The following is a 20840-nucleotide window of genomic DNA, read 5'->3' on the forward strand; positions in this document are numbered from 1 at the left end:
CGCACGTGACCCTGGTCATGGTCGGCCATGCAGGGCTTCGACACGGTCCTCAAGCGGATCACCGTCCGGGGCTCGATCCTCGGAACGCGGTGCGATCGATGGGCGCGTGATTTTGAATCTGGAGGAGGTGCGTCGTTCACCTCAAGCGCGCCAAATCGCGGGTGTGAGGCACCTGCACGGGACCCTGGGGTCCGCGGTGGGAAGGTGAAGGGATCGCGCCGCCCTCAGGCGGCGCGACTGGTTGTTTTCTGTGAGCCGCAGCGTTTACATATGATCTTTCATCGGGGGGGCAGCCGTCATAGGCGGGTCGGCCTTGGCCGGGGGGGGCATCGGCATGCTGTCATCCTTCATCGGCGGCGAGCCGGCGCGAGACGACATGCCTGAGCCCTGGGCGTCTTTCTGCATACCCATGCCTTGGGCGTGGGCGTCTCGCTCCATCTGCATGCCTTCCTTGTGGCCCTGGTCGCGCGTTTCAGCCTCGGTCTCGCCATGGGCCGCCGCCGTAGCAGGCGTTGTGGTGTCGGCGGCCACAGCTGCCGCGTCCACAGTGGCTGCGGGGGCCTCGTCCGCCTTCTGGTTGCAGCCAGCGATCGCAAGTGCGACGACCGACGCGGTCAAAAGAGCAGCGGAGCGACGAAGTTTAAGTATAATAGTCATTTTATAACTCCTTGGGTTTGAATAGTGGGGGACGAGCTGATGAGCATGGCGTTTGTCGGGCCACTGGCTGCCTGGCTGCAGCACGCTACGGTGACGATGTCGCTGTTCACGGATGCTATTGCCGTGGCTGTCATCGCCGTAGCGGTTCTCGGTGCGCTTTGGCGAACCTTGGAGCGCGCTTGGAAGCGGAACGCGGAGGCTGACCGCCCTGGCGAGGGGCCCCGCCTCCGTCTTGCCCGCTCTCTGGCCTTGGGCCTTGAGTTTCTGTTGGCGGCGGATGTGATGCGGACCGCGGTCGCGCCGACATGGACGGAGATCGGCCAACTCGCCGCAGTCGCAACGTTGCGAACGGCGTTGAACTTTTTCATTCAGCGCGAAATCGACGCCGCTGAACGCAGGAAGGGCTAAGGCCCGCTTCCAGGCGCCCGACGAACGGCCGCGAGTGGGCCAGGCGGGTGACTGGCTCAAAACCACGCCCGAACCCCCACGACGACGGACAGGTTACTCGTTGGCTCGCCCTCGGCCCGCGCCATTCTCTTTGTGCCGCCGTAGGTCTGTCGCCAGGAGATGCCGACATACGGAGCCAGCTCACGGCGCAGCTCGTAGCGAAGGCGGGCGCCGATCTCTGTGTCGTTGAGGCCCTCGCCGACGCCGAAGCTCCGATCTGCCTGGAGCGCGGCGTTTGCCTCAATGCGGGGCTGAAGGATCAGGCGCTGGCTCAGCAATACGTCATAGGAGGCGGTCACCCGGGCCGAGACCTTGCCATCTTCGCTGACGAACACAGCCGGCTCCAGTTCGTAGCGATACGGTGCGAGGCCCTGCAGACCAATGACCCCGTAGACGCGCGACCGGTCTGGACCTGGCCCCGAGCGCCGCGCGTATCGCACGCCGGCTTGGAAATCGAAGAACGGGGCGATGAGTTGACCGTAGAGCAGCTGGGCCTCTTGCTCGCTGTCGGCACGTTTGGACGCGCTCTGCGCGCCCTCGCTCTTGACCCACAGGCGCTTCACGTCGCCCCCATACCAACCGAAGACGTCCCAACGGATCACGCCCGGGTCGTCGCTCTCTCGGTACTCAAGGAGGTCGGCGAGGAAGTATCCGTAGTTGGCGCTATCGGCCGTGGGCTGTGGCCATCCCTCGCGCTCAGCGAGATTGGGCAGCGTCTCGGGACCTCGTTCCGAAGCGGCGGGCGCCGCGCGATTTGCGGCAGGCGGCATAGCCATTCCGGAGGGCATGCCGGCGCCGGGCGAAGGGGGCGCCTCCTGCGCGTGAACAATGGCAGGGGCTGCCAGGAAGGCGATGGCAAGAGCGGCCGAGCGCATCGGGATCTCCTACTGAGGGGGCGAAGAGACTTCGATGACACGGAACATCCCCATCTCCATGTGCAGGAGGAGGTGGCAATGCATGGCCCAGCGACCGGGCGCGTCGGCCGTGATGGCGACGGTCAGCCGCTCCGCCGGCTTCACGCTAACGGTGTGCTTGCGGGGCTGATGTGCTCCCGCGCCATTTTCGAGCTCCATCCACATGCCGTGCAGGTGAATTGGATGCTCCATCATCGTGTCATTGATCAACACAAGGCGCAGGCGCTCACCGTAAGTGAAGGGTATTGGCGCGCGCGCCTCGGAGTACTTTTTGCCATCGAACGACCACATGTAGCGTTCCATGTTGCCTGTGATGTGCAGCTCGATCTCGCGTGTAGGCGTGCGCTGGTCCTCCTGCGGCGTCACGCTTCGCAGGTCGGCGTAGACCAGCACTCGCGCCGCGGGATCGTCGAAGCCGGAGCCCGGTTCGTGGAGGCGGCTGCGCGCCACCATGGCTACGGAGGAGTTCCCGACGCCATGGGTGTCGGGGCCATGGATGAACGTGGGCGCCGCGCCTGGGTTGGCCGCGAGCGTCGTTCCCATGCTCGCCATAGCGCTGGAGGCCTCGGTCGCCGCGGCCGCGCCATGGGCGTGCGCGCTCGTAAGCTGAGCCTCGACCGCCGCACGACTTCGTTCCACGGCCATGTCGCCCGCCGCGTGCCCAGCCATGTCCATGACGGGCGCCTTGGGAGACGCCGTCGCACCGGACATACCGGTCATGCCCGCCATGTCGCCGGACATCTCCATTCCCGACATGTCCATGCCCATGTCGGCCATGGTGCGCAGCGGTCTCTTGCGACGGGGCGGGATGGGCGCTGTCATTCCGGCGCGCGGCGCGAGCGTGCCGCGCGCAAAGCCACTGCGGTCCATCGCCTCAGCGAACAGGGTATAGGCTTGGTCATCGGGCGTGACGATGACATCGAAAGTCTCGCCCGGCCCTATCCGGAACTCGTCCACGTCGACGGGCTGGACGTTCTGCCCGTCCGCCTGGACCATAGTCATCTTCAGGCCCGGGATGCGGATGTCGAAATAAGTCATCGCGCCGGCAGCGATGAAACGAAGCCGCACGCGCTCGCCGCGGGTGAATAGGCCAGTCCAGTTCGCGTTCGCTGTCAGGCCATTGACGAGATAGGTGTAGGTGTAGCCGGTGACATCGGCGAAGTCTGTCGGGTCCATGCGCATCTTGGTCCAACTCATCCTCTCCCTAATGGTCGCTGGCCAACCATCGCGCGCGGCATCCCGAAACAGGTCCGCGACCGTCCGCTTTTGGTAGTTGTAGTACCCCGCCTGCTTCTTGAGGTTCTTGATGATCTGCTCCGGCGGCTCGAAGCTCCAGTCCGACAGCATCACGACGTAGTCGCGCTCGTAGGCGAACGGCTCAGGGGCGGCAGGGTCGATGATGAACGGGGCGTAGACGCCCAGCAATTCCTGTCCCCCGGAATGGCTGTGGCACCAGTACGTGCCGCTTTGCAGCAGCGGGAAGCGATAGGTGAAGGTTTCGCCCGGCGCGATGCCACCGAAACTCACACCGGGGACGCCATCCATCGCGGGCGGCAGGATGATCCCATGCCAATGGATGGACGCAATGTCCTCGAGTCGGTTAGTGACCCGCAGGACGGCTTCCTCCCCCTCCCGAAAACGCAGCAGCGGGCCTGGGATCGTCTGGTTGATGGCCATGGCGTGGCCGGGGCGATCTCCGACCATCAGCTGGAAGTGACCGATCTCAAGGTCTAGAGCGCGCTCGCCTCTCGTTCCCGCGACAGGAGCGAGTGCGGGCTGGACGACGCTGGTCCGAGCGTAGGCCGGCGCCGCACGTGCAAGTGCGGCGGAGAGCCCCAGACCCCCTCCGGCCGCCAGCACTGCGCGGCGACTGATGAGTTCACGCGAACTGAACATAGACCCTCCTCGCCGCTCCCGGCGCTGATCAGACGCGGCGGCGCGCGTTACATTACAAGCCTACCGGCTATCGGCGTCGCCGCTCCTCGAGAGCCGGAACGTGCTATCAGAACGACTGACCGCAGACGGTTCGCCAACCTATCCGCTACAAGGGCCCGCTGGAGATCGAGACGGCCACCGCCGTACAGGGCCATGGCTCCGTCTACGGACTCAGGTAGTCACCGGTGAAAGCCCTCTTTTACCCCAGCTCCACAGTATCTATTCCTCGATATCGCTTACGCGCATCTCCGCCCGCTCGCCATGCTGGCGGAGCACATCGACCATCCTTTGGGCCTGATCTACAGCTACCGCCTTGCACCAACATGGCGTCATCATCTGGTGATCGCGCCGAACCGCCCAGCCGTAGGCTTCCTTAACCACTTCAAAGGTAATCGGTCCGCGATCCCGGCTGCTCGTCGTGTCAGGTTCTGCCATGGCTGGCCTCCTTCAATGGCTGCGTTCGCGACCTGTGATGACGCAGACGCATTCTTATGACGCGAGAGCCTGGCGCGCCTTACACCGGCGGCGCGATCGCCCGTCAGCTCGGCTCTGGCGGGGATGTAACAATGAGGGCGATCAAGCGTCCTTAACCGCACGTCCTGGCTAAAGGAGCCGATCCCCGACCGTGCGGGGAGCGGCCTTCGACTAGTCGCTATTGGCGTCGTGCCAGGCCTTGAGCCATGTCAAGGCGACGCACAGCAGGAGCAAACAGGAATTCGCCATGAGCTCCCGTCCCGACCATTTTTCCGCCGCCGGATCCGACCCCGATGAAAAGCTGTCAGCGGTTGCGGCTGCTGACGCGGCCGTCCGGCGCGAACTCGTCGAGGGTCATCGCGATTTCCTGACCTTCCTGCGTCGCCGGCTGGGGAACCCACATGACGCAGAGGACGTTCTGCAAGAGTTCATCGCCCGTGCGTTGGATCGCTCCAGGCACCTCAGGGATGTGCAATCGGTCCGCGGCTGGCTCAGCCGGGTTCTGGCGACGACGCTGGTGGATCATTATCGGCGGGCGGCCCGCCGAAAAGATTCTCCGCGCGATCCGGCTGACCTTGAGGCGCTCGCCGTCGCGCCGGACCCTGAAATCGAAGCGGCCGTCTGCTCCTGCCTCTATCGTTTGCTGCCGACGCTAAAGCCTGAATACAGCGAACTGATCTGGCGGGTCGATCTACTTGACGAGCCCCGCGACCGGGTCGCCGCGTCGCTTGGGCTGACGCTCAACAACGTCAACGTGCGTCTCCACCGCGGGCGTAGGGCGCTGCGCGCGCGGCTCGAGGAGATCTGCCTCACCTGTCCTCAACACGGATTTCTCGACTGCCGGTGCGATGAGGGTGAGCGAATTCGTCTGATTCACATGCGGCGGGCGACGGCGGGCTAAGCCGCAGGCACGGGCCACGATAGAAGGGACGATGTTCTGTCAATGTGGCGCGCCCATCAAGCAGCTGGTGCTTCGCCGCTACGAGCTTCTACGCTCCGCAGGGAATCTGAGGGGTCGCTTTTTGGATTCAGCGCCCACCGCTCAAGCTAGCCAGGGCCTGCTGGGCGTCGCCCTGAATAACCGCTAGGTGATCCGGACCGACGAAACTCTCCGCATAAATCTTGTTGAGGGGCTCGGTCCCTGATGGGCGGGCGGCGAACCACCCGCTCTTGGCCTTAACCTTCACGCCGCCGAACGGCTCCCCGCGGGGGCTGGCGATCTCTACCGACAACACTGGCTCTCCGCCGAGCTCAGCAAGTTGCAGATCCTGCGGTCTGAGGCCCCGCAGCCAGGCCTTTTGCTGCGGTGTGGCTGGCGCATCTAGACGTTCATAGTAGGAGGGGCCGATTGCGTCGGCCACCGACGTGTAGACCATGCCGGGGTCCTGGCCGGTTCGCGCAAGGATTTCCGCAGCCAGAAGCCCGAGGCTTAAACCGTCCTTCTCCGTTGTCCAAAGCGACCCGTCGAGCCTTCGGAACACCGCGCCGGCACTCTCCTCGCCCGCGAAGCCCAGGGCGCCGTCGGAAAGTCCATCGACGAACCAACGAAATCCCACCGGGGTCTCAACCAGCGGCCGCTGAAGTCTGGCGGCGAGCCGGTCGATGAGGGCGCTTGTGACCATGGTCTTGCCGATCGCGAGCCCGGCAGGCCAAGCGGGACGGTGTTCAAACAGATAGGCGACCGCCGCCGCCAGATAGCGGTTCGGCTCCATCAGACCACCCGAAGGCGTCACCACACCGTGCCGGTCGGCATCTGGGTCGTTGCCGAACGCGATGTCGAAGCGCGCCCGCAGGTCGACTAGCCGGGCCATCGCATAGGGCGAGGAGCAATCCATGCGGGTCTCGCCGTCATGGTCGGCGGTCATGAAGGCGAACCGCGGATCCACGACTTCGCTGACGACGGAGCCCTGCAGCCCGTAAGTCTCCAGGACCAGAGGCCAGTACTCGGCGCTGGCCCCGCCCAAGGGATCGATCCCAATACGCACCCCAGCGGCGCGGATCGCCTCAAGGTCCACCACCTGAGGCAACTCGGCGATGAAGGCAGTCCGATAGTCGTAACGCGCCGCATGCGAAGACCGAGCCGCGCGGGGAAAAGGAACGCGCGTAACGTCCCGCAACGCCGTAGGAAGCGCAGCGTTGGCGAGCTGCTCGATCGCCTCAGTGATCCGAGGTTCGGCTGGCCCGCCGTGCGGCGGATTATACTTAAAGCCGCCATCCTGGGGCGGATTGTGAGACGGCGTGAGAATGATCCCGTCCGCCAGCCCTGAGGTGCGCCCCTTGTTGTAGTGCAGGATGGCGTGCGACACCGCAGGCGTCGGCGTGTAGCCGTCCCGGGCGTCGAGCATCACCGTCACGCCGGCGGCGACGAAGACCTCAACGGCCGTCCTGAGCGCGGGCTTCGAGAGCGCGTGGGTGTCGCCGGCCAGGAACAGCGGTCCATGGACGCTCGCGGCTTTGCGGTGACGACAGACAGCGGCGCAGATCGCCACGACATGCGCCTCATTGAAGGTCCCCGCGAGCGCCGAGCCGCGATGGCCGGAGGTACCGAAGGCGACGCCTTGGGCCGGATTTGTCGGGTCGGGGCGGACCGCCGTGTAGGCGTCGATGAGCTTGGAGACATCGATCAAATCCGCCTTCGCGACGGGGCGTCCTGCCCGGGGATCCACGCTGCGGGTCACGCAGCACCAGCCTTCGGGTCGCCGGCGCCCAGCCGGACGCGCAGACGCCGGACGCCGTCCGCTGAGCTGAGGGGTATGCGCAACGGTCGCTCGCAGAGCCGAACGCCGTCCAGCACGGCTTCGGCGACGCCCCGGCAGACGCCGTCGGGGTTCTCCACCTCGATCTCGTAACGGGCGGCGCCAAACCGGTAGAAGAGCTTGAAGCCTGGCCAGTGTCGCGGAATGCACGGATCGAGCAGCAGGGCGTCACCATGGCGCCGCAGGCCGAGAAGCGACTCTAGTCCCGCGCGGTACATCCAGCCGGCGGCGCCTGTATACCAGGTCCAACCGCCCCGCCCGAGGTGCGCCGGGTGCGAATAGATGTCGGCGGCGACCACGTACGGCTCAACCTTGTACCGCTGGGCCTCAGATGGCGTGCGGCTGTGATTGATCGGGTTGAGCATGGCTAGGAGGCTTGCGGTCCTGTCGCCGTCCCCCACCGCTGCGAAGGCCATCGCCGTCCACACCGCGGCGTGAGTATATTGGCCGCCGTTCTCTCGCACGCCGACCGGGTAGCCCTTGATATAACCGGGGTCCTTTGGGCCCTTGTCGAAGGGCGGCGTGAACAACAGAGCTAGGCCGGCGTCGGCGTCGATCAACTCACGTTCAACTGCGGCCAACGCCTGTCGCGCGCGGTTCGGCTCTGCCACCTCGGAGAGCACGGCCCACGATTGCGCAATCGCGTCGATGCGGCACTCGTCGCTGTCGGGCGAGCCCAGCGGCGAGCCGTCGTCGTACCAGCCGCGAAGGTACCAGTCGCCGCCCCACGCGCTCCGCTCGAGCGCGGCCTTTAGGCCCTCGGCGTGGGCAGCCCAGCGCTCTGCGTGCGCCGCCTGCCCGAGAGCCGCCGCCAACGGCGCGAAATCCGTCAAGGTGCGATGGAGAAACCAGCCCAACCACACGCTCTCGCCTCGGCCGTGCTGGCCGACGCGGTTCATGCCGTCGTTCCAGTCGCCGCCGCCGATCAATGGCGCGCCATGGCCCCCCACCTGGAGGCTGGCGTCTAGCGCCCGCGCGCAGTGTTCGAAGAGGCTGACGCTCTCGCCGGTTTCGGGATGGAAGAACGCCTCGGTCGCGGTCGGCTCAAGGGCCTGGCCTTCCAGGAACGGGATCGGCTCGTCGAGCACCGCTCGGTCGCCGGTCGCCGCGACATAGTTCGCGACCGCGTAGGCCAGCCACACCCGATCATCCGAAAAGCGTGTACGGACCCCCTGGCCGGAGTGGGGCAGCCACCAATGCTGCACGTCGCCTTCGGGGAATTGGCGCGCCGCTGCCCTGAGCAAGTGCTCGCGTGCGGTTTCGGGGGACGCATGCACCAGCGCCATGACGTCCTGCAGCTGATCGCGGAAGCCATAGGCGCCGCTCGCCTGATAGAAGCCGGCCCTTGCCCATAAGCGGGACGCGACGGTCTGGTAGAGCAGCCAGCCATTGAGCATCAGGTCCAGGGCTGGGTCGGGGGTTTGCACCTGTACGGCCCCTAGGAGACGCTCCCAATAGGCGTCTACCTCCGCCAGGACTTCATCCAAATCAGCCTGACCGTAACGCGCGATCAGCTCGCGGGCGGCGTCGACGTCCTCGCCCTCCCCGATGAGGAAGACCAGTTCGCCCGTCTCCCCGGGCGCGAGCGACAGCGGCGCATCCATGGCCCCACAGGGGTCTAGCGCGGCCCCTGTTCGGCCGGAGAGCGCGCTGCCCGCCAGACCCGCTGGCCGACGCAGGCTGCCGTTGCGGCCGATGAATTCCCGGCGATCGCCCGTCCAGCTCGTCTGGCGGCCACAGGCGTCAAGAAACGCCACCCGCTCCCCAAAGCTGGGATCCCAGCGGTTCTGCGCCATCAGGGCCCCGCTCGCTTTATCGACGTGCGTGACCGTAAACGGCGCTATCGCGTCGCGGCTTTTGCCGAGGACCCACTCCACATAGGCGCAGGCCGACAGCCGGCGCGGCCGGCTGGACAGATTGCGGACTTTCAGCCGCAGGATTTTCACCGGGTCTAGCAGCGGCGTATAGGCGAGGAGCTCCGTCTCGAAGTCGCCGACCGTGGCTTTGAATCGGCTGTAGCCGCGGCCGTGGCGGCAGACATAGGTCGCCTCTGGATCCCGCACCGGGTAGGCGGTCGGGCTCCAGAGCTCGCCGGTTTCCATGTCGCGCAGGTACAACGCCTCGCCACCGCGATCGGCGACCGGGTCGTTCGACCAGGGGGTGAGCTGGTGCTCGCGGCTATTGAGGGCCCAGGTGTATCCCGAACCTTCCGCGGAGATCTGGAACCCGAAGCTCGGGTTGGCGACGACGTTGATCCAGGGCGCTGGCGTGGTCTGGCCAGGGCTGAGGACAACGACATACTCCCGGCCCTCGCGCGCGAAGCCGCCGATCCCGTTGTAGGCCTCCAGGTCTGGGACAGGCGATGACCGCAACGGCCTAGCGGGAACCTGCGGCGCCGCCAAAGGTGGCCGCGGCCACTCGCGCCGATCCCGTAGCCGGTCGAGCTGGCCTTCCAGCCGGCCGTGCTGCGCAGACAACACAACCCGCGCTACCGACAACAGGCGGGCCTGGAGCGCGGGCGAAATGAGGTCGCCGCGCAGCACGTAGACCCCACCCGGTAGTGGCTCTTCGTCTGGCGCGCGGCGGGATTGCGTCACGCGCACCAAGGCCTCCAACGCGCCTTGCAGGTCTTGGATGTAGGAGGCCGCGTGGTCATTCAGGATCACGACATCCACCGGGAGCCGCTGCAGCTTCCAGTATTCCGCAGCGTGGAGCAGGTCGCGGGCGGTGGCGAGATGTTCGAGGTCGTCTATCCGCAATAGGATCAGAGGCAGGTCGCCTGATATGCCCAGGGCCCAGAGGTCCGGCTGCCCCCCCGCGCCCGCCGCCACCACCTCTGACGGGGGTCTGAGCGCAGGCGTCGCGTAAATCAGGTGGCCGGCCAGGCGCTGGAAGTTGTCGGCGTCCCGGTGGGTGACGCCGAGATGGCGCAGCTGCACCTGCGCCCGGGTCCACGCCAAGGCTGCGGCCCGTTCGCAGGCCGCGGTGTGAAGATGCTGATCCAACACCTCCAAGATGGCTTCGCGCGAGCCGGCGGCGAAGGTCCAGAAGGAGACCTGGGCTGTAGAGCCGGGGGCGATCCGCACGCGTCGCCGAAGCGCGAAAATCGGATCGAGCACCGCGCCGGCCTGGCCGGTCAGCGGACGGCCTTCGAAGACGACGATCGGTGCGCGGACATCGCGGTTCCGGCCCAGGAAGCGCGCGCGATCGGTCTCGAATTCCGGTTTGCCTAGGGCCTGGCCTTCGACGATCGCCAGATGGGCGGCCCAGAGCTCGGGCTCCTCCGGCGCCCGGCGTCGACGGGTCGCAAGCAAGGCGCCCCCCAGCGCCGGATGGTGTTCCGTCTCCACGAACAGCTTGGAGAACGCCGGGTGGGCGGCGTCGGCGGCGTCGGGCGCAAGGACCAGCTCACCATATGAGGTGATTTCGACTTCGCGCTCGACGTCGCCGGCGTTGGTCAAGGTCACGCGTCGGAGCTCCCCGTCATCCTCCGCCGAAACCAGCACCACGAGTTCAGTCACCAGGTCGCCATCGCGGCGCGAGTATTCCGCGCGGTCGGCGAAGAAGGTCACGCCATACTCCGACGGCTCGGCGGCGGTAGGCTGATAGCCGGTGGACCAAACGCGCCCGCTCGCCACATCGCGCAGATAGATGAAAGCGCCCCAGTCGTCGCGCACGCTGTCTTCGCGCCAGCGCGTTAGCGCCTGGCTTCGCCAGCGGCTGTAACCGCCTCCCGCAGCGGTGAGCATTACGCTGTAGCGACCGTTCGACAAAATGTGGGTGGCGGGACTCGCGCCGTGCGGTGTGGAGTAGTGGCGCCCGAGCGCCAGTTCCGGCGCCTCGGTCAAGTGCGGGCCCGCGCGCTCGGCGGCGGCCGTTGCCGGCCGGACGTCGCGCGGCATCCGCTCGTGCAGGAGGAGCTCGGCGGCCTGCACGAGCGGATCGGCGTGGAAGCGCTCGCGTAACAGTCCGCCCAGCAACGTATTCGCCAAGGCGGTGACCGTCATCCCCTGGTGATGGGCCATGAACGATCGCACGATAGCGACACGGGCGCCTTCTGGCACCCGCGCGGGCGTGTAGTCCAAAGCCTCATAGAAGCCGTGGCGTCCCTTTGCGCCCGCGGCGGTCAAGACGCCGAAATTGGCGACGGCTTCGCGCGGATCGATCATCGCGGCGAGCGCTGTCGCATAGGGTGCGACGACGGCCTCCTCGCCGAGGCCTCGCTTGAGACCGAGACCCGGAATCCCGAAGTTGGAGTATTGGTAGGTGAACTCGAGGTCCCGCGCGTTGAACCCGGATTCCGAAACGCCCCAGGGCCGCCCATGGCTGCGGCCATACTCGATCTGGCGGCGAACGACCGCGCGCAGCGACCGCTCCAGCAGACTGCCGGCGGGCGAGCGCATCACCAGAGACGGCATCAGGTATTCGAACATGGACCCCGACCAGGAAATCAGGGCGGCGCCTTCGGGCGTGGGGGTCACCGCATGACTGAGTCTAAACCAGTGACGCGCCGGCACGTCGCCCTTGGCGATGGCGAGGAAGCTCGCCAGCCGGGCCTCAGAGGCCAACAAATCGTAGCAGTTGGCGTCCAACGCCCCATCGGCGACGCGGTAGCCGATCGACAGCAGCTTGCGGTCCTGATCGAGCAGGAAGCCGTACTCCATCTCCAGCGCCAGTTGGCGCGTGGCGGCTTCCGCCGCCGCGAGGCGGCGGTCCAGCTCAGAGAATTCCAAGTCGCGGAGATGGCTGCAGAGCCCCGTCTCCACCGCGGATAGCCAATGGGCCAGCTCCGCAGCGTCCTCGCGTTCCGCCAGCAGACCCCGCAGTGGTCCAGCGAGCCCCGCCCATTCGCGCAGGACATCGTCCAACGCCGTTCGGTGGTCCTTTCCCTCCTCGCTGCGGCGCAAGGTCCCCAAGAGGTTCCGCAGCGCCTCGTCCAGGCGCCCCCAGGTCTGTTGGGCGGCCACTGAAGGCGCGCAGAGCGGCACCAATTCCTCCCTGGCGAGGTCGATGGCGTCGCACACACCGGCCCATCGCGCCTGCGGGGGGAGCGGCTGGTCCCGCCACGCGCGGCAGCTCGCCGCGAGCGTCAGCAGGCATCCTGCCAGGTTGCCGCTGTCCACGGTGGACACATAGAGCGGCTCCAGCGCGCGCAGATCGCGCGTGTCATACCAGTTGAGGAAGTGGCCGTGGCGCCGGTCCATGCGCTGCAAGGTGGCCAACGTGGCCTCAATACGCGCGAGGGCGTCGCCGACGCCGATCCAACCAAGGTCGCGCGCGCAGACGGTCGAGAGCAGGTAGAGACCGATGTTGGTGGGAGAGGTGCGGTGGGCGACGGCCGGGGGATCTTCCTGGACGTTGTCCGGCGGCAGGTTGTTGTCGGCGGCGGTGACGTAGGTTTCGAAGTAGCGCCAGGTCCGGCGCGCCGTCAGACGCAGCGCGGCCGTGTCGTCCGCGGTCAGCTCGCCCGCTTCCGGCAGGGGTTGGATTCGGCTGATCCGCTGAGCGACCAACGGCGCGAACAGCCAAGCGAAAGAGATGCTGATCCCCAGAGGCCAAGCCTCGCCGGACCAGATCGCACTGATCGCAAGGCCTGCGCAGGCCAGGGGCAATACGCCCCACATCCGTCGATAGAAATCTGAGACGTGCAGCTGCAGGCCTGCCGCGAGCTGGGCTGCGGGCACCCATTCCAGCAGTCGGCGGCGGGTGACAAACAGGCGCCATAGCGTCCGAACGATGGCGTCGGACATGAGCCAGGCCTGGTGGGGCAAAAGCGTGACCAGCAGCAGGGCGCGCGCGGTCGCGATTCGCAGGTCCGCGCCCATGCCTCTCAGTCGGTCTCGCGTGCGTATCCCGGCGGTCCGCGGCGCCAGGTCATCGATCAGCGGCATGAGCGCCGGTGCGACGACGGAGCCCAGCACGAACAGCGTCCAAACGACGGCATGGCTGCCGAGGGCGGCCCACCCCACGAACAGCGCCGCTACGGCCGCTGGCGCGGTCAAGGTCCGGCGCAGATTGTCGAGCATCTTCAGCCGGCCGATGACCGGGAGCGGCCCCGGCGCGAGGCATCTGCCCGCGGGCAGGCGAAGAATCCAAGGCAACAACTGCCAGTCGCCGCGAGCCCAGCGATGGTGCCGAAGGCTCGCAACGTCGTAACGGGTGGGGGCATCGTCGACCACCTCGACATCGGATACAAGACCGGTGCGCGCATAAACCCCCTCGAAGAGGTCATGGCTCAACATCGTTGACTCCGGCACGCGCCCGCCAAGCGCCGCCTCGAAGGCGTCTACATCGTAGATCCCCTTGCCCCCGTAGGAGCCTTCGCCGAACAGGTCCTGATAGACGTCGCTGACCGCGGCGGCGTAGGGGTCGATCCCGCTCGCTCCCGAAAACAGCCGGTGGAACAGCGAGCCGCTATGACCCACCGGCAGCGACGGCGAAACCCGCGGTTGCAGGATTCCGTAGCCTTCCACCACCCGCTGCTGTCCCGCATCCAGGCGTGGGCGGTTGAGGGGATGAGCCATCTTGCCGATAAGGCGGCGCACCGTGTCGTGCGGCAGGCGCGTGTCGGCATCCAGTGTAATGACGTACCGCACACCCTCCGGGACGGTGATTGGCGCCTCGGGCGCGGCGACGAATGTCGTATCCTGCGCCCCGCGCAGCAGGCGGTTCAACTCGTGAAGCTTGCCGCGCTTGCGCTCCCATCCGATCCAGCGGCCTTCGCTGTCGTTCCATACCCGACGGCGATGCAGCAGCAAGAAACGGTCTCCCCCGGGCGCTGGACCATATTTCTGGTTCAGGCTCGCGATCCCATCGGCCGCCAGGGCGTGGAGTTCGGCATCGACCGGCTCGCTCTCGCGTTCCGCGTCCACCCAGTCCGACAGGAGTGCGTAGTGAACGTCGCCTTCGACACTAGCCAGATAGTGTATCTCCAGACCCTCAACCTGCTCCTGGATTGTTTGCCGACTGCTAAGCATCATCGGCACCGCGACAAGCGTGCGATGCTCGGCGGGGACTCCGCCCGTCAGCTCGAGCGCTGGGAGGAAGCCTGCTCGAATGCTATGGGTGACAACCGCGTTGACGAGGGCGACGGCGAGCTCCAAGGCCGGGACGGCTCCGAGCACCGCCAAGGCGCCCAGCCAGGCGCCGCCCAGGTCTCGCGCATGGACGAGCGGCAATAGCAGGATAAACGCGGCTGCGGAGATGATCGCTGCGGCATAGCCCCAGGCTCCGAGGCGCTGGAACGCCCGGGTCAGGACCTCGCGCGGCGGCGGTCTAAATCCCAACGCCCGTTCGAAGCGAGGCCGTTCCGACCCGATCAGGTGACAGCCGACGTGGCAGCTCGCCACCTCGCCAGCACAGGCCCCAGCGCGTTCGATGGCGTCCCGGGTCACCTCCATCTCGCTCTTACCGCTGCCTCGCGAGAGGGCCTCGATTGCGGTGCGGTAGAGATTGCGGGTCGCGAAATCCATCTCCCCGAAGTCGCCTGCCCGTGTCAGGGCCGCATCGACGAGACTCATCCGCTCGACCAGGTCCAGCCAGTCCACCTCCGAGATGCGTCGCAGGCTCGTGACGATGTTGCGCACGGTGCCAGCGGCGGCGACCTGACGATCATGTTCCCCGCGAACGACCGCGTCAGCTGTAACGCCGTGCCCTGCGAGCTGCTCGTCCAGCCAGCTCAACACGGGTGCGATACTTGCGTCCTGGTCGCGCAGCCGATGCACGAGCTGCATTGTGAAGGCGTCTGGTCGCTGCCGCCGACTTTCCCAGCCCTGAAGCACGGCGGCAGCGGGTTCGGGGTCGCGACCGTAGGCGCCGAGCAGGCGGTCCGCCAGATGGTCGGCGGTGATGCGGGCCTCGCGACTGTCCAAGATTTGGTCGGCGAGGCGTCGTAGATTCTCCACGAGAATGAGGCGCAGGGTGATGGCCACGGCCCAGAGCTCGCCGATGGTGAGCGGGTGGACGCTCTGGTAGGCGTGGACGTAGCGCTGGAGCATACCCACGTCGAAGCGGCTGTCCGTGTGGGCGACGAACGCCCAGACAAGGCCAAACACCCGTGGGTAGCCGGCGAAGGGACCTGAGATCAGCTTCGGAAGCTGGCGGTAATAGCCGGGCGGCAAATCGCGCCGAATTTCTCGGATCTGCTCTTCGACCACATGGAAGTTGTCGAGCAGCCATTGCGCCGCGGGCGTCGCGTCGTCGTCGCCCCCACCCGAGCGTTGCAGCACTGCAAAGGCTTCGGTGAGCCGGCGCTGATTGTCCAGCAGTCGGCCCGTGAGACTGCGGCCGGGCTTGGGGCCCCCTTCGACCGGCTGAGCCAGAGCGAGGCTCTTAGCGTGCGCCTCGAGCCGCTCGACGCTGAACAGTTCGGCGCGAATGGGCGTTTCGTCCAACCACAGGCCGCCGGACCTGCGCTCCAGCGCGCGTCGAACCAAATCTATAGGCATGGCGAAAGCCCGCCGCGCCTAGCGCAGTCAGGGAACCCGCAGCGTCGGCGCGGGTCGACACCGACGCCAGTGTGTTGTCCAGGGCGGCTGTTCATCTCCCATCAGACGCATCTGGCTCGGCCGCCATTACAGCACATGGTCGCCGTTCAACCGTAATGCTGACGCGCGGGCTGCGTCCCTAGGCAATGGGACGACGACGCATGCTGTCGCTTGGTGCGGTCGCACCGGGCTGCAGGACTGGACACGCGGGGAGTTCGAGGAGGTTCGATATGAACGGGACGATTGGACGGGCCCTAGGCCTCTCGGCGCTCTTCGCGCTTATGCCTGTGCTGGGTTCAGCAGCCCCAGCCGAGGTCTGGCACCGGTACATCATGCGTGGTCAGGTCGTGGAGATGCAGGGGCAGGCGGTGATTCTGTGCGTCGGGACCGCTGAAGGGGCCAAGCCCGGACAGGTCCTCACTGTTGTCCGATTCATCAGAACGCCAGGAGCCTCTAAAGGCGCGCCCCCCACCCCGCGCCGCGATGATGTCGGCGCGGTCCGCATCGACCGGGTGATCGACGAGCATTTCGCCGAGGCGTCGCTGGTCAACGGCCAGGCCAGGAAGTTCGATCTGGTCGAACTCAAAGCGCGTTAACGAAAACAGGCGCGCGAGGGCCGAGCTGCACTCCCGCCGCATGGGCCAACCGCCGCTCCATTCTAGAATGTCCGAGGAGACGATCATGAAAGCACTTGTTTATGGCGGCCCTGGCCAACTCACCCTCATGGAGAGGCCGAAACCTGAGCTTCAGGAGCCCGGCGATGCGATCGTCAGGATGCTGAAGACGACGATCTGCGGCACCGACCTGCACATCGTGAAGGGCGACGTCCCGACCTGTGCGGCGGGCCGCATCCTCGGCCATGAAGGCGTAGGCGTCGTCGAGTCCGTCGGGGTGGGCGTGAGGGCCTTTAAGCCTGGCGACCATGTGCTGATTTCTTGCATCTCGTCTTGCGGCAAGTGCGAATTCTGCCGCCGCGGGATGTACTCCCATTGCACGACGGGCGGCTGGATCCTCGGAAACACCATCGACGGCACTCAGGCCGAATTTGTCCGAACGCCGCATGCCGACACCAGCCTCTATCCCATCCCCACCGGCGCGGATGAAGAGGCGCTGGTCATGCTGAGCGACATCCTGCCCACGGGATTCGAATGCGGAGTGCTCAACGGCAAGGTGGCGCCCGGCGCTAGCGTCGCGATCGTGGGCTCCGGACCCATCGGCCTCGCAGCGCTGCTTACGGCCCAGTTCTACTCGCCCTCCGAGATCATCATGATCGACGTAGATGACAACAGGCTCGGTATCGCCCGCCAGTTCGGGGCCACGCACACCATCAACAGCGCGGACGGCAAGGCCGCGGACGCCGTGAAGGCGCTGACCAACGGGCGCGGTGTGGACACCGCAATCGAAGCTGTCGGCCTGGCGGCGACGTTCGAGCTTTGCCAGGATCTGGTCGCGGTGGGCGGCGTGATCGCCAACATCGGCGTACACGGCCACAAGGTCGACCTGCACCTGGAGCGGCTATGGTCGCAGAGCATCACCATCACCACGCGCTTGGTGGACACCGTGACCACTCCGATGCTCCTGAAGACCGTTCAGTCGGGCAAACTTGATCCGACGCGGCTCATTACCCACCACTTCAGCTTGGACGAGGCCGTCGATGCTTATGACACGTTTCGTCGGGCGGCCGAAACTCAAGCCCTGAAAGTGATGATCTACACCTAGGACATCCCACCGGCGCCAACAGCGTCGCCCGTCGAATGGAGAAGCAAGTTGCGCGATCGCCGAGAACTCTTGACTGTCTTGACCCTCGCCGGAGCCGCCGCGGCGCTGCCCGCCGCAGCGCAAAGCCCGGCGTCCAAAATAGCAGCCGATCCGCACGCGATGTCGATGGACGACTGCGTGACGCTCTGTATCGCCTCGCATCGCAGATGCCTGACCAGCGCCCGGCACGTGCTCGAACAGCCGCAACTCCACGCCGCTGCGCAGCTGGTGGCGCTGCTGCAGGATTGCGCTGAGCTCTGCCAGACCACAGCCAATTCGATGCTCCGCGGCGCGCCGACGCACACGCTCCTGTGCGGCGCCTGCGCCGACCTCTGCGCCGCGTGCGCCCAGGCCTGTGACGCTTACAAGAACGATGCGGTGCTCACCCGGTGTGCGGCCACCTGCCGGGACTGCGGGGCGGCGTGCCGGCACATGGCCATGTAGGGCCGCGGCCACCGACGCCGTGGCCGCCGACATGATGCGTACCGCCGACACGCCTCTGCTCCAACCGCCCCCTGAGCCCATTTGAGGACCCCGCCATGAGCACCCCTGCCCGCCCTCTCCCCAACCGCCGGGCCTATCTGGTCGGCGGCGGGATCGCCTCCCTCGCCGCGGCAGCCTTTCTGGTGCGGGACGGCGGCTTCGAAGGCTCCGACATCGATATCTTCGAAGAGGCGCCGATCCTGGGCGGGAGCCTGGACGGCTCGGGGAGCGCCGACCTCGGCTATGTCGTCCGCGGCGGGCGCATGTTCACCTACGAGGCCTACACCTGCACCCTCGCGCTGCTGGACTCCATACCTTCACTCGCAGACGCCGCGGTCTCGCTCAAGGACGAGATGCTCGCGTTCAACACGGAGCTCCGCTCAGACTCGCACGCGCGGCTCGTGGCGGGCGGACGGCGGCTAGACACGTCCGATCTGCAGCTCACCCGCCGCGACCAGCTCGACCTGGCGAAGGTAATGATGACGCCGGAGGACGCCTTGGGGACGAAGTGCATCGAGGATCTGTTCCAGCCCGCATTCTTCAAGACCAACTTCTGGTGCATGTGGGCGACGACATTCGCCTTCCAGCGTTGGCACAGCGCCGTCGAACTGAGGCGCTATATGCACCGCTTCGTCCAGGAGCTTCCACGCCTCCACACGCTCGGCGGCGTACGGCGCACGCGTTTCAACCAGTATGACTCGATCGTTCTGCCGCTCCAGCGCTGGCTCGAAGGATTGGGTGTCCGGATCCATTGCGGCGCAAGGGTCGACGACCTGCAATACCGCTATGGCCGGACTGGCCGGCACGTGGACCAGCTCCTCTACCGCGTGGGCGAGGCCGCGCGGGTCGCGGAGGTCGGCAGGGACGACCTGGTGCTCGTGACCAACGGCTCGATGACAGCCGGCGCCACCTTCGGCTCCATGCACGAACCGGCGGCCGCGACCCCTCAGGACAAGGGCGGCGCCTGGACCCTGTGGGAGATGCTGGCCGAGCGCGAAACGGGGCTCGGGCGGCCGGATGTCTTCACTCGCGACACGGCGGGATCGCGATGGCTGTCCTTCACCGTGACGCTCCGCGACCCCGCCTTCTTTGAGCTCATGGAAGCCTTCACCGGCAATCCCGCGGGAACCGGCGGTCTCGTGACCTTCAAGGATTCGAGCTGGCTGATGTCGGTGGTGCTGGCGCACCAACCCCACTTCATCGACCAGCCGGATGGCGTCTTCGTCTTCTGGGGCTATGGTCTCTTCGTCGATGAGGTCGGCGACTTCGTCGGCAAGACGATGGCCGAGTCCACAGGGGAGGACATCCTCGTGGAGTTGCTGGGTCACCTCAGACTGCAAGCCCTTCAGGCCAAGATCCTCGAGTCCGCCGAGTGCATCCCATGCATGATGCCTTACATCACGAGCCAGTTCATGCCGCGCGCGGCCGGCGACCGGGCGCCGGTGCGCCCGCCGGCGATCCATAACCTGGCCTTTATCGGTCAGTTCTGCGAGCTGCCGGAGGATGTCGTGTTTACCGTGGAGTATTCGGTCCGGTCCGCCCAGACCGCCGTCTACGGCTTGCTGGACCTGGATGCCCCCATCCCCTCAATCTACCATGGCGATCGCGACCCGGCGGTGCTGCTCGAATCGTCCATGGCGCTCCTGCGCCAGCCGCGAGCCGCGCAATCAGAGCGAGACGCCCAATGACACGACCCCGACTGGGGAGGATTTTACTGATTGACGACCCGGAGTTCACGGAAAGCCGGTGTCGAGTTCTCTCCGTGCGTGCGCCCATCGCGTTGATCTAAGTCCTCCCGAGACCCGCCTGCTGCATGGCGCGCCGCGGGCAACCATAGTGCGCATTCCCCCGGCGAACCTTGCCGACTGATGCAGTGGATGCGCCGGCGTAATGTCAGCCTTGTCCCTGCGTCTATCTCGGGTCCGGCAATGGCCACTTCGCGGCAGACCGTCGGATTGATGACAAGGAACATGAGTCGTGGCCGACCTTCCCAATTCGCGCAGCATCGTACGCGGCTTGGCCATAGCCGCCGGCGGAGCGGTGCTGGCCTATCTCTTCTTCGGCGAGCACCGGGTGCATCTCTTGGGCTACCTGCCGTTCCTCTTTCTGCTCGCCTGCCCGCTCCTGCACATGGCGATGCATGGGGGTCACGGCGGTCACGCGGGCCACGGCGACAAGGCCGGTCCTTCCCCAACCGACGGGCCGAAGGCGACGCCCACCCATCAACACCAGCCCTGAGGAGCTTCCCATGCAGGAGCCGCCAGCCTACGGCCTTTGGTCGCTCGTCATATTGAACTCGGTGCTGTTCATCTTCTTCGCGTTCACCTTCTTCAAACCGAGGACGGGCCGAGACTGGCGCTCCTTCGGCGCCTTCAGCGCCTTCCTGGTCGCGCTCTTCACGGAGATGTACGGCTTTCCGCTGACCATCTACGTGCTCTCGGGCTGGCTGCAGAGCCGCTATCCGAACGTGAACTGGTTCAGCCACGACTCCGGCCACCTGCTGGAGATGATGTTCGGCTGGAAGGCCAACCCGCACTTCGGCCCGTTCCACGTCATCAGCGCGCTGTTCATCGGCGGTGGCTTCTGGCTGATCTCGGCCGGTTGGAGCGTCCTCTACCGCGCCCAGCGTGACGGCCAGCTGGCGACGACGGGACCCTACAAGTCCATCCGCCATCCGCAGTACGACGGCTTCGTCCTGGTGATGTTCGGCTTCCTCTTGGAATGGCCGACGATCCTCACCGTCGCGATGTTCCCCTTCCTCGTGTTCATGTACTGGCGCCTGTCGATGAACGAGGAAAAGGAAGCGTTGGCGACCTTCGGGGAGCCGTACGCGGCCTATAAGCGTACAACGCCAGCCTTCTTCCCGCGGCTCGGGCGTCGGGACCGCGCGTCGGATCCGGCCCTGGGCCACTCCTGAGGCCGTCCGCCTC

General features: G+C 66.4%; 14 protein-coding genes. 8 read left to right on the forward strand and 6 right to left on the reverse strand.

What is annotated here, in order from left to right; all coding sequences use genetic code 11:
- Window positions 1–264: 264 nt before the first annotated feature.
- Window positions 265–657: a hypothetical protein gene (locus ACW17Z_RS19180; RefSeq protein WP_492058766.1), complete on the reverse strand. Its 393-nt coding sequence runs from the start codon at window positions 655–657 to the stop codon at window positions 265–267.
- Between the two features lie 39 nt (window positions 658–696).
- On the opposite strand from ACW17Z_RS19180, the gene ACW17Z_RS19185 reads away from it, so the two are divergent.
- The gene (locus tag ACW17Z_RS19185; protein WP_492058768.1) at window positions 697–1065 is read left to right on the forward strand and encodes a DUF1622 domain-containing protein; all 369 of its coding nucleotides are present in this window, start codon (window positions 697–699) and stop codon (window positions 1063–1065) included.
- Between the two features lie 56 nt (window positions 1066–1121).
- On the opposite strand, the gene ACW17Z_RS19190 is transcribed toward ACW17Z_RS19185, so the two are convergent.
- From ACW17Z_RS19190 to ACW17Z_RS19200, 3 genes are all read right to left on the reverse strand, one after another.
- Window positions 1122–1979 carry a copper resistance protein B gene (locus ACW17Z_RS19190; protein WP_492058769.1) on the reverse strand — a complete coding sequence of 286 codons (858 nt, stop codon included), beginning with the start codon at window positions 1977–1979 and terminating at the stop codon, window positions 1122–1124.
- 9 nt (window positions 1980–1988) lie between these two features.
- Entirely contained in the window at window positions 1989–3914 is a 1926-nt protein-coding gene (locus ACW17Z_RS19195) for a copper resistance system multicopper oxidase (RefSeq protein ID WP_492058771.1), read from the reverse strand.
- Between the two features lie 258 nt (window positions 3915–4172).
- Entirely contained in the window at window positions 4173–4388 is a 216-nt protein-coding gene (locus tag ACW17Z_RS19200; RefSeq protein ID WP_304714282.1) for a hypothetical protein, read from the reverse strand.
- A gap of 286 nt (window positions 4389–4674) precedes the next feature.
- Here ACW17Z_RS19200 and ACW17Z_RS19205 point away from each other — a divergent pair, with 286 nt between their 5' ends.
- Window positions 4675–5328, forward strand: coding sequence for an RNA polymerase sigma factor (locus ACW17Z_RS19205; RefSeq protein ID WP_492058773.1), 654 nt, complete (start codon window positions 4675–4677; stop codon window positions 5326–5328).
- A 127-nt stretch (window positions 5329–5455) separates the two neighbouring features.
- On the opposite strand, the gene ACW17Z_RS19210 is transcribed toward ACW17Z_RS19205, so the two are convergent.
- Both ACW17Z_RS19210 and ACW17Z_RS19215 read right to left on the reverse strand, forming a co-directional pair.
- On the reverse strand, window positions 5456–7105 hold the full coding sequence (locus ACW17Z_RS19210; RefSeq protein ID WP_492058774.1) for a phosphoglucomutase: 1650 nt from the start codon (window positions 7103–7105) through the stop codon (window positions 5456–5458).
- On the reverse strand, window positions 7102–15630 hold the full coding sequence (locus ACW17Z_RS19215; RefSeq protein WP_492058775.1) for a glycoside hydrolase family 94 protein: 8529 nt from the start codon (window positions 15628–15630) through the stop codon (window positions 7102–7104). The genes ACW17Z_RS19210 and ACW17Z_RS19215 overlap by 4 nt, the downstream gene beginning before the upstream one ends.
- 269 nt (window positions 15631–15899) lie before the next feature.
- Between ACW17Z_RS19215 and ACW17Z_RS19220 the strand changes: the two genes are divergently transcribed.
- From ACW17Z_RS19220 to ACW17Z_RS19245, 6 genes are all read left to right on the forward strand, one after another.
- A complete protein-coding gene (locus tag ACW17Z_RS19220) occupies window positions 15900–16265 on the forward strand; it encodes a hypothetical protein (RefSeq protein ID WP_492058777.1) in 366 nt (121 codons plus the stop codon).
- Window positions 16266–16350: 85 nt separating this feature from the next.
- Complete coding sequence (locus ACW17Z_RS19225) at window positions 16351–17388, forward strand: zinc-dependent alcohol dehydrogenase family protein (protein WP_492058779.1); 1038 nt, start codon at window positions 16351–16353, stop codon at window positions 17386–17388.
- A gap of 48 nt (window positions 17389–17436) precedes the next feature.
- Entirely contained in the window at window positions 17437–17871 is a 435-nt protein-coding gene (locus tag ACW17Z_RS19230; RefSeq protein ID WP_492058781.1) for a four-helix bundle copper-binding protein, read from the forward strand.
- Between the two features lie 95 nt (window positions 17872–17966).
- Window positions 17967–19598 (forward strand): oleate hydratase, encoded by a 1632-nt coding sequence (locus ACW17Z_RS19235; protein WP_492058783.1) that lies wholly within the window; start codon window positions 17967–17969, stop codon window positions 19596–19598.
- Between the two features lie 289 nt (window positions 19599–19887).
- On the forward strand, window positions 19888–20148 hold the full coding sequence (locus tag ACW17Z_RS19240) for a DUF2933 domain-containing protein (protein WP_492058785.1): 261 nt from the start codon (window positions 19888–19890) through the stop codon (window positions 20146–20148).
- A gap of 10 nt (window positions 20149–20158) precedes the next feature.
- Window positions 20159–20827 carry a methyltransferase family protein gene (locus ACW17Z_RS19245; protein WP_492058786.1) on the forward strand — a complete coding sequence of 223 codons (669 nt, stop codon included), beginning with the start codon at window positions 20159–20161 and terminating at the stop codon, window positions 20825–20827.
- Window positions 20828–20840: the final 13 nt, after the last annotated feature.

The sequence above is a fragment of the Caulobacter sp. GSs2 genome, from assembly GCF_058680895.1.